The 15,470-nt window shown below is 25.8% G+C and carries 12 protein-coding genes, 1 other RNA gene and 1 pseudogene; 9 read left to right on the top strand and 5 right to left on the bottom strand.

Going from position 1 to position 15,470, the window contains the following annotated elements; translation table 11 throughout:
- Position 1 precedes the first annotated feature (1 nt).
- The 4 genes and pseudogenes from gyrB to KJR01_RS01320 all read left to right on the top strand — a co-directional run.
- Positions 2-2,314: a DNA topoisomerase (ATP-hydrolyzing) subunit B gene (gene gyrB, locus KJR01_RS01335; protein WP_214116169.1), complete on the top strand. Its 2,313-nt coding sequence runs from the start codon at positions 2-4 to the stop codon at positions 2,312-2,314.
- Positions 2,311-3,639 (top strand): EAL domain-containing protein, encoded by a 1,329-nt coding sequence (locus KJR01_RS01330; protein WP_214116167.1) that lies wholly within the window; start codon positions 2,311-2,313, stop codon positions 3,637-3,639. Before gyrB ends, KJR01_RS01330 begins: the two co-directional genes overlap by 4 nt.
- Positions 3,636-4,058, top strand: coding sequence for a preQ(1) synthase (queF, locus tag KJR01_RS01325; RefSeq protein ID WP_214116165.1), 423 nt, complete (start codon positions 3,636-3,638; stop codon positions 4,056-4,058). Before KJR01_RS01330 ends, queF begins: the two co-directional genes overlap by 4 nt.
- Positions 4,058-5,248, top strand: a pseudogene (locus KJR01_RS01320) (HD domain-containing protein); the annotation flags it as partial. The gene queF and the pseudogene KJR01_RS01320, both read left to right, overlap by 1 nt.
- Here KJR01_RS01320 and ffs read toward each other — a convergent pair.
- An RNA gene (gene ffs / locus KJR01_RS10480) (signal recognition particle sRNA small type) lies at positions 5,249-5,346 on the bottom strand.
- A gap of 43 nt (positions 5,347-5,389) precedes the next feature.
- On the opposite strand from ffs, the gene KJR01_RS01315 reads away from it, so the two are divergent.
- The 4 genes from KJR01_RS01315 to KJR01_RS01300 all read left to right on the top strand — a co-directional run bounded on the left by KJR01_RS01315 (position 5,390) and on the right by KJR01_RS01300 (position 10,439).
- Positions 5,390-5,821 carry a hypothetical protein gene (locus KJR01_RS01315; RefSeq protein WP_214116160.1) on the top strand — a complete coding sequence of 144 codons (432 nt, stop codon included), beginning with the start codon at positions 5,390-5,392 and terminating at the stop codon, positions 5,819-5,821.
- Positions 5,822-5,868: 47 nt separating this feature from the next.
- The gene (gene pyrG, locus KJR01_RS01310) at positions 5,869-7,470 is read left to right on the top strand and encodes a CTP synthase (protein WP_214116158.1); all 1,602 of its coding nucleotides are present in this window, start codon (positions 5,869-5,871) and stop codon (positions 7,468-7,470) included.
- The gene (gene recJ, locus KJR01_RS01305) at positions 7,458-9,035 is read left to right on the top strand and encodes a single-stranded-DNA-specific exonuclease RecJ (protein WP_214116155.1); all 1,578 of its coding nucleotides are present in this window, start codon (positions 7,458-7,460) and stop codon (positions 9,033-9,035) included. Before pyrG ends, recJ begins: the two co-directional genes overlap by 13 nt.
- A 75-nt stretch (positions 9,036-9,110) precedes the next feature.
- Positions 9,111-10,439 carry a hypothetical protein gene (locus tag KJR01_RS01300; RefSeq protein ID WP_214116153.1) on the top strand — a complete coding sequence of 443 codons (1,329 nt, stop codon included), beginning with the start codon at positions 9,111-9,113 and terminating at the stop codon, positions 10,437-10,439.
- Here the strand turns inward: KJR01_RS01300 and KJR01_RS01295 are convergent.
- Positions 10,395-10,628 (bottom strand): hypothetical protein, encoded by a 234-nt coding sequence (locus tag KJR01_RS01295; RefSeq protein WP_214116151.1) that lies wholly within the window; start codon positions 10,626-10,628, stop codon positions 10,395-10,397. The genes KJR01_RS01300 and KJR01_RS01295 overlap by 45 nt on opposite strands.
- A 349-nt stretch (positions 10,629-10,977) precedes the next feature.
- Between KJR01_RS01295 and KJR01_RS10160 the strand changes: the two genes are divergently transcribed.
- A complete protein-coding gene (locus KJR01_RS10160) occupies positions 10,978-12,354 on the top strand; it encodes an autotransporter outer membrane beta-barrel domain-containing protein (RefSeq protein WP_214116149.1) in 1,377 nt (458 codons plus the stop codon).
- Positions 12,355-12,505: 151 nt separating this feature from the next.
- On the opposite strand, the gene KJR01_RS01285 is transcribed toward KJR01_RS10160, so the two are convergent.
- From KJR01_RS01285 to KJR01_RS01275, 3 genes are all read right to left on the bottom strand, one after another.
- A complete protein-coding gene (locus tag KJR01_RS01285) occupies positions 12,506-13,531 on the bottom strand; it encodes a GGDEF domain-containing protein (RefSeq protein ID WP_214116147.1) in 1,026 nt (341 codons plus the stop codon).
- A 109-nt stretch (positions 13,532-13,640) separates the two neighbouring features.
- The gene (locus KJR01_RS01280; protein WP_214116145.1) at positions 13,641-14,228 is read right to left on the bottom strand and encodes a hypothetical protein; all 588 of its coding nucleotides are present in this window, start codon (positions 14,226-14,228) and stop codon (positions 13,641-13,643) included.
- A gap of 278 nt (positions 14,229-14,506) precedes the next feature.
- Positions 14,507-15,388, bottom strand: coding sequence for an RluA family pseudouridine synthase (locus KJR01_RS01275; RefSeq protein WP_214116447.1), 882 nt, complete (start codon positions 15,386-15,388; stop codon positions 14,507-14,509).
- Positions 15,389-15,470: the final 82 nt, after the last annotated feature.

Genomic DNA, 15,470 nt, shown 5'->3' with positions numbered 1-15,470 from the left:
AATGCAAGAAAATTATGCAGAAAGTAAAATTAAAGTATTAAAAGGACTAGAAGCAGTTAGAAAACGCCCTGGAATGTATATTGGCGATACTAACTTTAATGGTCTTCATCATATGGTTTATGAAGTAGTTGATAACTCTATTGATGAAGCTATGGCTGGCTTTTGTAATACTATTGATATTGAAATTACCAAAGAAGGTTCTTGTATAGTTACTGATAATGGTCGTGGAATTCCTGTTGGAATTCACCCAACTGAAAATATCTCAACTCTAACCGTTGTTTTAACCGTTCTTCACGCTGGTGGAAAATTTGATAAAGATACTTATAAGGTTAGTGGTGGTTTGCACGGCGTTGGTGTATCGGTTGTAAATGCACTTTCATCTAAATTAATTGCAACTGTTAAAAGAGATGGAAATACTCATAGACAAGAATTTTCTAAAGGTATTCCAACAAGTGAGCTAGAAATAATTAAAACAACTAATCGTACAGGAACTAGCATAGAGTTTTTCCCTGATCCTGAGATATTTGAAGTAGTTGAATTTGATTATGATACTTTAGCTAAGAGATTTCGTGAATTAGCATATCTAAATCCACAAATTACTATTAATTTTAAAGACCAAAGAAATGGTAAAAGCGAAACTTATCATTATGATGGTGGTATTTCTCAATTTGTAACTGATTTAAATAAAAAAGAAGCTGTTACAAATGTAATTGCATTTAATGATGAAGCAGAAGATGTAGTAGTAGATATTGCACTAATGTATAATGATACTTATAGTGAGACTTTATTTTCATTCGTAAATAACATTAAAACTGCAGATGGTGGAACTCACGAAGCAGGCTTTAGAATGGGGCTTACAAAGGTAATTACAAGTTATATTGAAGCAAATGCAGCTGCTAGAGAAAAAGATATAAAAATAACAGGAGAAGATACTAAAGAAGGGCTTATTGCAATAGTTAGTGTAAAAGTTCCTGAACCACAATTTGAAGGACAAACTAAAGGTAAATTAGGTAGTTCTTATGTTCGTGGTATAGTAAATAAAATTACAAACGATGCTTTAACTAAATTCTTTGAAGAAAATCCAAATGATGCTCGTGCTATTATGAATAAAGCTTTAATGGCTGCAAGAGGTCGTGAAGCAGCAAAAAAAGCAAGAGAATTAACTCGTAAAAAAGAAAGCATAAGTGTAGGGACTTTACCTGGAAAATTAGCTGATTGTTCTTCAAAAGACCCTGAAATTAGAGAAATATATTTAGTAGAGGGCGATAGTGCGGGTGGTTCTGCTAAACAAGGAAGAAATAGGGAATTTCAAGCGATTTTACCTTTAAAAGGAAAAATCTTAAATGTTGAAAAATCACACCTTGATAAAATCTTAAAATCTGATGAAATTAAAAATATGATTACGGCATTTGGTTGTGGAATAGGCGATGATTTTGATATAGAAAAATTAAGATACCATAAAATTATCATTATGACAGATGCTGATGTTGATGGTTCTCATATTCAAACTCTAATTCTTACATTTTTCTTTAGATTTATGCAAGAATTAATTAGAAATGGACATGTATATTTAGCTCAACCACCATTATATCGCTATAAAAAAGGTCAAAGAAAAGAAATATATTTAAAAGATGAAAAAGCTTTAAATGATTATTTGATTGAAACTGGAGTTGAGAATTTAGAATTTAGTGGAATTGGGACAAATGATTTAAAAGATTTCTTAAAAGTTGTAGCAGCTTATAGAAGTATTTTAAATGAGCTTAAAAAACGCTTTAATGTGATTGAATTAATTAGACATTATGTTGAAAATCCTGATATTTTAGCTCTTAATATGCAAGAGATTTTTAAAGTATCAAAAGAATTTTTAGAAGCAAAAGGATTTAATATATTAAATCATTATCTTAGTGAAGATGAGATTAAAATCTATGTTCAAACTCAAAATGGTTTAGAAGAAATAGTTGTAAATAATGATTTATTTTATAGTCCATATTTTGAAGAAGCTTCTTATATTTATAAAAAAATTGAAGAAAGAAATATTTTTAATGATAAAGATTTCTTAGAAGTTCTTGATGAAGTTGAAAAAAATGCTAAAAAAGGAACTTATATTCAGCGTTATAAAGGTCTTGGTGAGATGAACCCAGAACAATTATGGGAAACTACAATGGACCCTGAAAATCGCCGTTTAATTCAAATTAGTGTTGATGATTTTGATAGGGCTAGTGGAGTGTTTAATTTATTTATGGGAGATGAAGTTGAGCCTCGCCGTGAATATATTCAAGCACACGCTAAAGATGTAAAACACTTAGATATATGACAATTAGTAAAAAAATTGAAAGAAAAAATAGGCAAGATGCAGCTATTAAGCTCATTATGCCTTTATTATTATTAGTTTTTGCCTTTGTATATTTACAAGGATTTGATGAAATTGTTTTTAAACCATTAGATATATTAGTAATTTTATGTTTTATATTTTTGTATTTTTATTATTTTGTTTTTGTAATTTATAAATCAGTAAAGCATAATGTAATTGATGAAAAAACTGGGACTTTATTGCAAAGTGAATTTACAAAATACCTAAATAATGATGATTTTATAGTGTTTTTTACAATTTCTAATATAAACGAAATTAAATTAATGCTAGGATTTAACAAAAGTGATAGATTATTAAAAAAATTAATTGATAAATTCTATGCGTGGGATGAAAATTTAATAATAGGCAGAATTACTACTGCTGATTTTATGATTTTAAGTAGTTCAAAACATAAAACCTTGCAACACGAAATTAAAAAAATATTTTTAGAAATTAAAAGAGAAAGAATAGATGGAGTTGATTTTAAATGTGATTATTCTATTATAAAATCAAGTATTAATTTTAATAAACTTTATTTAGAAGCACAAAATAGATTAAAAGATGATGTAGATGTAGCCACTGAAAATATCATTACTAATAGTATTATAAGCTCTATAAATAAGAGTGATTTTTTCTTAAAAATCCAAAGGTTAGAAGGCGAAGAAGAAATATATTATTTAAATTATAGGATTAATTCAGATTATCCAGAGAAAATATCTCAAGCTAAATTAGATGAAATAATTATTAAAAATAATTTAGAATTTAATTATTATAAAAATCTTTTAGAACTTTTAGCGAAAGAATATCATTTTGATAATAGGATTATTATTAAAATATCTCCTGATTTTTTAAGGAATTTAAATTTCTTATTTTATTTGGGAGAATATTTTATTAAGCACCCTAATACAAATGGGAAAATTATTTTTGAATTTTTTGAAAATGATGTTTATTATGATATGCCAAGATTTGAAGAAATAATAAAAGAATATAAAGAAATTAATATCAATTTTGCCCTAAATCGTATAGGTTCGCCTAGTTCTTTAGAATATTTAAAACGATTAGAATTTGAATTTGGTATTTTTGATATTGAGTTTAATAAAAATGTAAAAAATGAAAAATATTTTATAATTTATGAAAATTTATTTAATTTATGTAAAAGCCTAAATATCAAAACTATTATGAGATTTATTGATAATAAAAATCTACTTGATTTAACAAAAGATATTAAATTTGATTATTATCAAGGCTTTTTATTTTATAAGGACAAAAATCTTAAGGAGATGAAATGAAAGAAAAATTAAAATACGGACAAAAAGAAATAAAAAAAATTAAAGGTAAAAAATTAGAGCGTTGGGAAAATAAGCAAAAAAATGATTATATTATTAAAATAACTCTACCTGAATTTGCTTGTCTTTGCCCAAGAAGTGGTTATCCTGATTTTGCAACATTATATTTAGAATATATACCTAATAAATGGGTAGTTGAACTTAAAGCAATTAAACTTTATGTTAATTCATTTTATAACAAAAACATAAGCCACGAAGATAGTATAAATAAGATTTATAATACTCTTAAAAAGCGTTTAAAACCAAAATATATTAAATTAGTTGGAGATTTTAATCCTCGTGGTAATGTTCATACGGTGATTGAGTGCTGCTCTGATACGGAAATTAAAAAAGAAAAGAAAAAAGATAAAAAGGATAAATAATGATTAGCCCAGAGCTTGTTTTACATATTTTTAAGGCTGCTTCAATTTCAAGATGGAATGATTTTCCTAGAATTTGTAATTTAGTTGAACTTGATAAACAAGCTCATAAGGCTATTATTGCTTATTTTTTAGCAAAAAGTGAAAAAGACATTGATATGAGATTTTTACTTGATGCTATTGTTGTTGAGTTTATTTCTCGTGTAATAGTTACTGATATTCGCCCTGATGTATTAAATGAAATCAAAAAAACAAAACAAAAAGAATTAGATGAATGGATACAAAAACAATTTAGTTTAATCAATAAAAACGATGATTTTTTAAAAATTTTTAATGATTATTATAATGATAAAACTCACGAAAAAGAAAAATTTATTTTAAAAGCAGCAGGGTATTTATCAACTAGATATGAGTTTTCATTCATATATCCAAATGTTAGTAATTATGAAGAAATCAAAGCTAAGTTAGATGAAGAATTAGAAGATTATTTAGAAATTTTAGCAGTTCAAAAAATATCATTAAATCAAAAATTAGCTAAGGTAATTGATTTAAGTGGTCGTTTAAGATTTCAAAAGCGTTGGGCTCAAACTCCTAGAATTCCTGAAACAAGTGTTTTAGGACATATGTTAGTAGTAGCTGTTTTAAGCTATTTTTATTGTCTTAAAATAAAAGCTTGTGATACTAGATTTATTAGCAACTTCTTTTGTGCGATTTTTCACGATTTACCAGAAAGTCTTACAAGAGATATTATTACACCTGTTAAATACGGAATTGATGGGCTTAGTGAAATAATAAGTGATTATGAGCTTAAATTAATTGATGAAAAGATTTTACCTTTTGTGCCTAATAATATAAGAGTTGAATTTGCTTATCTTTTAGGAATTTATAATGAAGATGGTAAGATTAAAAAAGATGAATTTAAAAATAGAATAAATAAAGAAAATGTAAAAATTATTCAAAATCCTAACGATTATAATGAAGATTGTTTTAATACAATTGATGGAAAAATGCTTAAAGCTTGTGATAAAACTGGAGCTTTTTTAGAAGCAATCATTTCTAATTATTACGGCGTTAAATCTAAGGATTTAAAAAATGGTTATTCAAAGATTTTAAATGATTTTAAAGAAAATCCTAAAATTGGTGAAGTAAATTTTTATGAAATGTTAAAAGAATTTGAAGAGTTTTTTACAAACCCAAGCCAAGAGACTTGCGGCACACACTCATAAAAAGTGCTCTGCTATGTTCCCATCCTGAAGCTCTGCTTTTTACAAACATTGCACAAGGCTTGACTTGAGAAAACGCATTTTAAGATAAAATGACTTAATAGAGGGTAAATGAAATTAGATTTAATTTATATTTTTTTAGCGAATTTAAGAATTACTTTTATAGGAGTTAATAATTCTTTTGATTTAAGAGCTAAATTAATTTCTTGTATTGCAGGAGTTGTTAAAGATGAAAGACAAGATTTAAAGCGAAAAATAGAACAACTCTCAAAAGAAATCTATAAAAAAGAAATCAAAAGAAGAATATTTTTAGCGACCATTTATCAATATATAAAATATATTAAACAAGATACAATGGGAGTTGATAATATACTTAAAGGAATTAAAAAATTAACTAAACAAAATCCAAAACTAAAGCGAAAAATTAATTTCGTTCAACTTGATAGATTAGTATTGAAAAAATCAATTAAAGAAGGCGAAGAAGAAATTGAAGATTTCGCACAAATTAGGGTTTTAGAATTTTTAAAAAACGAAGTTATTTGATTGGTTATTAAAATTATATACAATAAAAAAAACTGATAGGAAAAAGTATGGCTAAATTTATATTTGTAACAGGTGGAGTTTTAAGCTCACTTGGTAAAGGAATTGCAGCAGCTAGTATTGCAAGTTTATTAAAACAAAGTGGATTAAAGGTAAGTATTTTAAAGGCTGACCCTTATATAAATATTGACCCAGGAACTATGAGCCCACTTGAGCATGGAGAAGTTTTTGTTACAAAAGATGGTGCAGAAACTGACCTTGATTTAGGACATTATGAAAGATTTTTAGATGAAGATTTAACTCATCTTAATAACTTTACTACAGGAAAAGTATATCAAAGCGTAATTGAAAAAGAACGCCGTGGAGAATATCTAGGTAAAACTATTCAAGTAATTCCACACATTGTAGGCGAAATTGCTAGTAGAATGGAAGCAGCGGCTTTAAATCAAGATGTTTTAGTAGTAGAAATTGGTGGAACGGTTGGAGATATTGAAGGCTTACCATTTCTTGAAGCAATTCGTTCTTTAGGACTTAAATACGGAAAAAATAATGTATTTTATGCACATTTAACTCTTGTTCCTTTTATAAAAGTAGCAGGAGAATTAAAAACTAAACCAACCCAACATTCAGTTGGAGAATTAAGAAGAATAGGTATTAGTCCTGATATGATAATAGCTCGTAGTGAAATTCCACTAGGCGATGAAATAAAAGAAAAAATTGCAAAGAGTTGTGGTGTAGAAATTGATTGTGTAATAGAAAGTATTGATGCAAAAAGCATATATCAAATTCCACTTAAATTTTTAGAGCAAAATATACTTTTACCTATTGCAAAACATTTAAATCTAAAGCTAAAAACTCCTAATTTAAAAGAGTATGAAGCATTAACAGAAAAAATAATTAATCCAAGCAAAAAAGTTAAAATTGCTTTCGTAGGAAAATATATAGATTTAAAAGAAAGTTATAAATCTTTAACAGAAGCACTAATTCACGCAGGTGCAAATCTTGATACAAAAGTAGAAATTAATTGGATAGATAGCGAAGAATTAAAAGATGAAAATGATTTAGCTGGAAATGATGGAATACTTGTAGCTGGTGGATTTGGACAGCGTGGTGTTGAAGGTAAAATCAAGGCTATTAAATACGCTCGTGAAAATAATATTCCATTTTTAGGAATTTGTCTTGGAATGCAGCTTAGTTTAATTGAATTTGCTAGAAATGTTATAAAACTTGATGATGCTAACTCAACTGAATTTGATGAGAATACTAAAAATCCTATTGTTTATTTAATTGATGAATTTATTAATCAATCAGGTTCAAAAGAAATCAGAACAATAAAAACTCCATTAGGTGGGACTTTAAGACTTGGCGAATATGTTTGCAATATAAAAGAAGGCACACTTTTAAGTAAGTTATATAATTCTAAAGTAGCTTATGAAAGACATCGCCATCGCTATGAAGCTAACTCAAAATATCGTGATTTATACGAGCAAAATGGACTTATTATTAGTGGGGAATCAAATGGACTTATTGAAGCTATTGAAAATACAAATAATGATTTCTTCGTAGCCGTTCAATATCATCCTGAATTTACTTCAAGGCTAACTAAAGCAAATCCTGTCATCTTAGGCTTTATTAGACAATGCTTGCACTAAATAAAACTAAAATTAAGCAGGTTTTAGAAGATAGATTTAAAAACGATTTTCATAAAAGCCTTAGCACTATTCCAAAACCTCATACCTTTAAGGATATGAATAAAGCAGCAATTAGAATAGCTAAGGCAATAAAAAATAAAGAAAAAATAGCAGTAGTAGGAGATTATGATGTAGATGGCATAGTATCTTCTACTATTATGAGTGAATTTTTTGCTAATTTAGGTGTAGAAATAATTGTTAAAATTCCAAATCGTTTTAGCGATGGATACGGAATTAGCGAAGATATAGTGAGTAATTTAGACGCTAGTTTAATAATCACGGTTGATAATGGAATAGTAGCTTATGAAGCTGCAAATAAATGTAAAGAATTAGGTATAGATTTAATAATAAGCGATCATCACACCCCAGGAGATACTTTACCAAATGCTTATGCTGTAATTAATCCAAAAAGAGATGATTGTGAGTTTTCTAAGCATATTAATTGTGAGATTTGCGGGGCGCAAGTAGCTTGGTGGCTATGTGGGGCTATTAAAAAAGAATTAGATATAGAATACAATATGGCTAGTTTTTTAGATTTATTGTGTATTGCAATTGTTGCTGATATGATGAATTTAAATGATTTAAATCATATATTAGTTCGCTATGGCTTAAAAGAGTTAAATAAATTAAATCGTCCTGCTTTTGTAGTTTTAAAAGAAAAATATAAAAAGAAATTCTTTGATTATGAGAGTATTCCGTTTTTAATAGCACCATTATTAAATGCTAGTGGAAGAATGGATGATGCTAGTATTTCTTATAAATTTTTAAGAGCAAAAAGCCTTAATGAAGCTAAGAATTTATTAGAAATAATAGAAAAATTAAACCAAGATAGAAAAGAACAAGAAAAGCAAAGTTTTTTAGAAAGCATAGAATTTGCAAACGAAAATGATAAAGTAATCATAGCTTATTCTAAGAATTGGCATAAGGGTATTTTAGGCATAGTTGCAGGTCGTTTAGCTAAACAATTTAATAAACCTAGTTTTGTTTTTAATATTGAAGATGACTTAGCAAAAGGAAGTGCTAGAAGCGTAGCAGAGCTTGATATTTTAGAGCTTTTATCAAATGTGAGCGATATTTTGACTAATTACGGCGGACATAAAGGAGCTGCTGGACTTGCTTTAAAGGTTGAACATTTAAAAGAATTTAAAACAAGGCTAAATAATTTAGAACTTAATTATAATGATATTGATTTTTGTGATACTACTAATACTTTAGGCGAGTTAGAATTTAGCGAAATTGATATGGAATTATTAGATATTTTAAGTGATTTTGAGCCCTTTGGACAAGGTAATGAAAAGCCATTTTTTATAAGTAAAGGCGTAATTATTAAAAATCTAGTTTTATTAAACGAAAAGCACTTAAAATGCACTTTTACTCAAAATAATTTAACTTTTGAAGCGATTTGTTTTAATTGTGATTTTATCCCATTTGAAAATGAATGTGTCAATATTCATTATAGTTTGCAAAAAAATTATTTCAAACCTAGCCCTACAATTCAGCTAAATATTTCTAATATTTATATTTAATATTTTAAAATAACTAAATTTTATTTAATATTAATTCATGTAATACAAATTTATGTAAAAAATAAAGGTTTTTTAATGAAAAATATTTTTAAATTAAGTATAGTTCTTACAACTATTTTATATTCATATGATGCTACAAATATTGTTGGTGACTTAACAAAAAATATAGACATAAAACAAACAGGAATATCTAGTATTAAAGCCAATAAAATAGATGATAGTATTTATTCAACTTTTGTAATTAATGGCACATTAACTACAAATAGTATAGAAAATAAAAATCTAATATTTGATTATAAAAATACACAAATTGATAATAAAGATTATTTAATATTAGTATCTGGCGGTAATTTTACAGATAATGGTTCTATTTTTATTTCTCAAGGCAATAGTGTATTTAGTAATAATATAGAAGCTATTAAAATAAAAAATAATGGAATAGTTACTCTAATTAATTCTAGTGTTTATGCTGGTAATGCTGATAGAACAGATTTTCAATTTGCTTCTGCTATTTTAATAGATAAGGGGACATTAAATTTAAATAATTCTTTAGTAGAAGGAGGTTATCAGCGTGGTAGAAGTTATCAAGCTATTAATGCTCGTAGTTTTGGAACTGATAAAACCTATTTAAATATAAGTGGTTCAATCATAAAAGCAGGAGATAATGATATAAAATCAACAGCTATTATGGCTAATCAATCAAGCACTATTGTAATAGATGATACTAAAAATAATAAAGGCTCTAGTATAACAGGGTATATAAATACTGATGGGGATTTTACTATTAAGGGTATTTATAAAAATAATTCAAATTTCATTGCAAAATCAAGCAATACTATGAATGCTACAAATAATACTTTTGATACTATTATCAATTCAAGCACTAAAACAAATCTCGGAAAAAATGCAAATATTGACAAAGCTTATATTGGTGGTGGTCTTGATTTAAATAAAAGTTCAACTTCTACTGGAACATTTATAATTACAAATAGTTATATTAAAGGCGATATTGTAAATTCTGATGATATTAGACTTATAAAAACTCTAAAACCTACTATAAATTCTAAAATAACCTTAGATAATGTTTATTTAGATGGGGCTTTAAATAATTATTCAGGAGAAATAAAAAGCTCTAATTCAGTATTTAATAAAATTGTAAAAAGTGAATATGTAAGCAAAATTGATGATACTAATTCAATTTTTAAAGGTGGTTTTAGTGCTGATGAAATAATTTTAAATAAAAGCACTTTAGAAGGATTTAAATTACCATCTATAAGTGATGCTAAATATAGTGCTAAAAATTTTAATTTAACTAATACAAAAGTAGGTAAAGATATAAATACTAAAGGATATTTAGAATTAATGGGGGGGGGGTGTTTTAAAGGCTACAAATTCAGCTCTTAATTTTGATATTAAAAGTAATAATTCTATTAATATTGATTTAACTAGGAGTTCTTTAGTAGGTAGTTTTAAAGATTTAGCAGGAAATAAAATATCAGCAAATAAAATAAGCTTAAATAATTCTACAAGTTTAGGAACATTTAGCACAAATGAACTAATTGCAAATAATTCTACATTCTTCTTAGGTGGCACAAATACTACTTATAATGGAGCAATAATTTCTAAAATTAGCACAAGTGGGGCTAATAATAATTTTGGAATTATTGGAGTAGTTAGCAAAGATACTAAAGGGAATTTAGTAGCAAATAATTTAAGTGTTAATTTACCTTTAGCTATTTTAAAGGGTGCTAATAATGATTTTGCTACAAATCTTAAATTCTATTCAGGAATTAGCGAATATGCTTTAGCTAATTCTTATTTAAAGAGTGAAAAGGTAGGAGATTATCAAGTATATGTTTTAGCTAAGGATAATAAGCAAAGTTTTAATGATTTAACTTATAAAAATAATTCTAAATTAGATATAAATAAAATAAATGAAATAGTGGCTAATAGTGATAAAATAAAAGATTTAGTAGATTTTAATGATAATTTATTAGCAAGTAACGAAGCAAAAGAGTTAATTAATCAAAATACGGATAAAAGCCTAGAAAATAAAGGCACAATGATAAAAGATTTTGATAATAAAAGCATTCCTTGGATAGATTTAAAACCTGCAAATCCTATTAAGCCAACAACCCCACCAAATATTGAAGATACTAAACCAAGTGAGCCAGAAATAAAACCTGATATTAAGCCAGAAGTTACACCAGAAACTCCTATAAATCCTAATGAAAATATTAAACCTAATCCTAACGAAGAAGCAAAACCTGAAATCAAACCAAGCATTCCTTGGATAGATTTAAAACCTGCAAATCCTATTAAACCAAGTGAGCTTAAGACTGATGAAGAAAAATTTGAAATAGCATTAGAAGAACAAAAAGAAGCTATCAAATTAATGGTAACAGGTAAAAATGAAAAAGCTTTAGAATCAGCTAAATTAATGACTTCGCAATTTTATTTTTCTCAAGTGTTTGAATACAATAACCTTAATAAGCGTTTAGGAGAATTAAGAAGTTTTGCTAATAACAATGCAGGAATTTGGATTCGTGGATATATAAATAAAGGTAGTATCAAAAATACTTCTATAAAAGCCAATGAAATACAATTAGGTGCTGACAAAATTATAAATAATAATGATTTTGATACTTATGCAGGAATTATGCTAAATATCGGTAAAACAACTACTGATAATACTACTAATTCAAAAATTAATAATTATGGTTTTGGAGTGTATGTTAGTAATGTTTATAATAATGGATTTTTCTTAGATGCTACTCTTAAAACAAATCATTATAAAAGCGAGTTTAAAAACGATACATTTTTAGGCAATTCTACTAGTAAAGGAACAGGTATAATAGCAAGTGCTGAATTAGGTTATAGATTTGGTGATGAATTTTATTTAGAGCCTAGCGTAGAATTGATTGCAAATTATATCCCAAAGACTGATATTAAAGGTGAAAAAGTAATTCAATTTGGCAATTTATCTCAAGTATCAAATGTCAATATTACATCTTCTTCAAAAGTTTTAATGGTATCAAAAGCAGCAGTTTATACTGGAGTAGATATTAATAATACAACATTAAGAGCTGGAATTGGTGGAATATTTGATTTAACTAATAATCCTGATTTTTTAGTTAGTGATGGGATTAGTTCTTTTGCTTTTAGTGGAGCGAAGAAAGATAAAAGAGGTTTTGCAAGTATAGGACTTAATAAAAATATTAGTAAAAAATTAGGATTAAATATAGAAGCTGAAAAGACTTTTAGTGGGAATTTAAATATTGATTATAATATTAATGCAAGTATTAGATTTGAGTTTTAAACATTGAATTTTCTTATTTTAAATTCTAATTTATAGGATTTAAAATAAGGTTTTCAAATATTACTATCTTTTAAGTAATTTTATAAAAATAAATATACTCACAAACTTAGTATAAATAATAAATTTATTAAAGAATTTAATATGACTTTGGTTATTCAAATATAGTTTTATTTCTTCCTGTTTGTTTAGCTTTATAAAGTCTATTATCAGCAGTTTCAAACGCTCCAAATTTAGAGTTTGTAACCAAACTAACACCTATACTAATAGTTAGTTTTATTTCGTGATTTTTAGCCTTAAAAGTATGATTTTGCACTTCGTTTCTAAGGTTTTCAAGTAAGCTAACACACTTATAAAAATCATATTCTTTAAAAATCAAAACAAATTCTTCTCCACCATAACGATAAGCTTTTGAATATTGTTTCAAAATACTTGCAAGACTTCTTAAAATAATATCTCCTACATCATGCCCGTAAGTATCATTAATCTTTTTAAAAAAATCTATATCAACTACAGCAATTACATCTTTATTTTTTACTTCAGTAGTATCATAAGCTCTTCTGTTATAAACATTAGTTAGTGAATCATAAAACGCTAGTTTATATCCTTGATAACCAATAGCAGCTAAGAATATAAATGAGCCTAATTCAAAATAACTTAAATTATAAAATTGAAGGCTATTGTAGAATATAAATTGAAAATAGGCTGCAATATATGCACCTTGCAAGAAACATTCAAAATTTTTAATTTTTCTAAGAATTACAACATAAATCATTAAAACCAAGAATAAGCAAAAAGAAAAATCTGAATAAGCATAAGTAAGATTTATAAAGTTTAAATTATGTAAATACGATATGAATTGATAATCTTTAATAAATATACCAATTAAGATATAAAACAATACTACCAAATAAGCAGGAATTAATCTTTTTGTAGAAAGATAATCTTTTTTAAGCGTTAATAATATTGCAAATACAATCGGTGAAAATAGTGAAATATATGCGTGGGCTTGTTGAAAATCCATAAAAATAAATAATATCCTACTAGCTAAAAATAACAATGTTATAAAAGTGATATTTAGTTTTTTAAAATATATTGAACCTAAAAATACTAAAAGTTCAAAACCAAGTGTTGCCGCAGGAAGTGGATAGATTAATTCTAATAGAAGTGATTGCTTCATAATTTACCTTTATATTTAGTTACTGATTATACTAATATATCGGTAATTAAATTTATATTTTAATATATTTTTAAAGTTTAACCCTATTTATAAAATAGGGTTTGTGAATTTATAAAGAAAGTTCTTTTAAAAATTCATCTTTTAAATAAATTTTCATATCTTCAAAATTAATAATAATTTGATTTTTAAAATCCTTTGATAAGAATACAAAACCATTACTGCTAATATAGAATTTGTCTAATTCTATATTTTTATCAAGATTTTTTGAATTAAAATATACCTTAAAAGTATCAAAATCTTTTATAATATCTTTTAATAAATATTCCTTTTTTGTGTTTTCGTTATATGTTTTTATTTCTATTTTTGAATTGGTTTTATTATCTATATTTTGTGAAGTTTGTTTCATATAAGATATGATATTGTTGATTTGAAAATAACTTGAGTAATTAGAATTTGATTTGTAGTTTTTAAAATCATCTTCCATTGATTTTTTGATTTCATTTAAAGCTTTTATATGTTGTTTATTGATTGCATCAAAACTTTTAAAAAAATCATCAAACGGGTCATAGAATTTATTTTCTAAAGCATCAATTCTTTGTTTTAGAATTTCATTTTCTTGTTTTAATTTTTCAATTTCACTGATTGAACTAGCATTTAATGCACCTATACAAAATAAAGAAATTAATATCTTTTTCATATTTTCTCCTTCAATAAAATTTATAAAATATTTTATATTTATATTTATAACAAAGTTTTAGAATAAAATTTTTGTTTAATGAATTTATTTTGTATGTAAATAATTTTAATTTTATTATAAGTTTTTTGTTTCACGTGAAACATTAAAATAATCTAATGATAAAAAGTTTCACGTGAAACATTATTTTTTCTTTTCATTGATTATGATAAAAATCATTCCAATAATTCCACCAATGCAAACCACACCCATAAATAAATATTGAAATATATCTAATCCATTCATTTAATTGCTCCTAAAAATTCATTTTCTATATCATAATTAAAAAAATCATAATCTTGATTTTTATAAGTAAATTTTAATCTTGCAGAATGAAGACAAAGCCTACTTGCACCACAAAGTTCTTTTATATTTGATATTTTCTTATCTAAAATATCTCTTGCTTGTTTGTTAGTAAGTCCATACAAATTATCCCCTGCAATTTTATTTCCTACATAATGCAAATGCACTCTTAATTGATGTTGTCTTCCTGTTAGTGGAATTGCTTTTAAAAGTGTATATTTAGGATAATTTTTGATAACTATAAATTCAGATTGCGAAATCTTGCCATCTACACAAACTTGCATTTTATTTTTTAAATCATCATCATTTTTAAGTCTTGCACTAACACAAAAATCATTTTTAATATTACCACATACTAATGCTAAATATTCTTTGTGTATTTTTTGTTTTGCAAAAAGTTCTTTTAATTCTTTATTGGCAGTTTTTGTTTTAGCTACCATTATAAGACCACTTGTAGCAGCGTCAAGTCTATGAGCTACACTTGCATTTTCTCCATATTTTTGCCAAATTTCATCATTTAAAGAATATTCACAATTTCTTCCATTAGGATGTGATAAAACTCCGCTTGGTTTATTAAAAATTGCAAAATATTCATTTTCAAAAATTGGTTTTAAATTATTACTAACGCATTCATAAATTAGTAAATAATATTCTCCACAAATAATAGAATTCTTTTTACATATTTCAATATCAGTTAAATTTATTTCTTCTATATTTAAAGTATTTTCTAGCTTTTTACTAACATTATTTTTAAAAATAATAACACGATTTTTATCACAAAATCTTTGTGCTTTTTTTAAATCGTAGTTTAAATTTTGCATAACTAATTGATAAGCTTTTTTATTTTCTGTAGTAAAAAATTTTTTATATAAATATCCCACTCTTTTTAACCTTTATTATATA

The sequence above is a fragment of the Campylobacter sp. 2018MI10 genome (genome assembly GCF_018501175.1).
In the GTDB taxonomy this organism is placed as follows: Bacteria; Campylobacterota; Campylobacteria; order Campylobacterales; family Campylobacteraceae; genus Campylobacter_E.
This window is presented reverse-complemented; position numbering and strand designations above follow the sequence as displayed.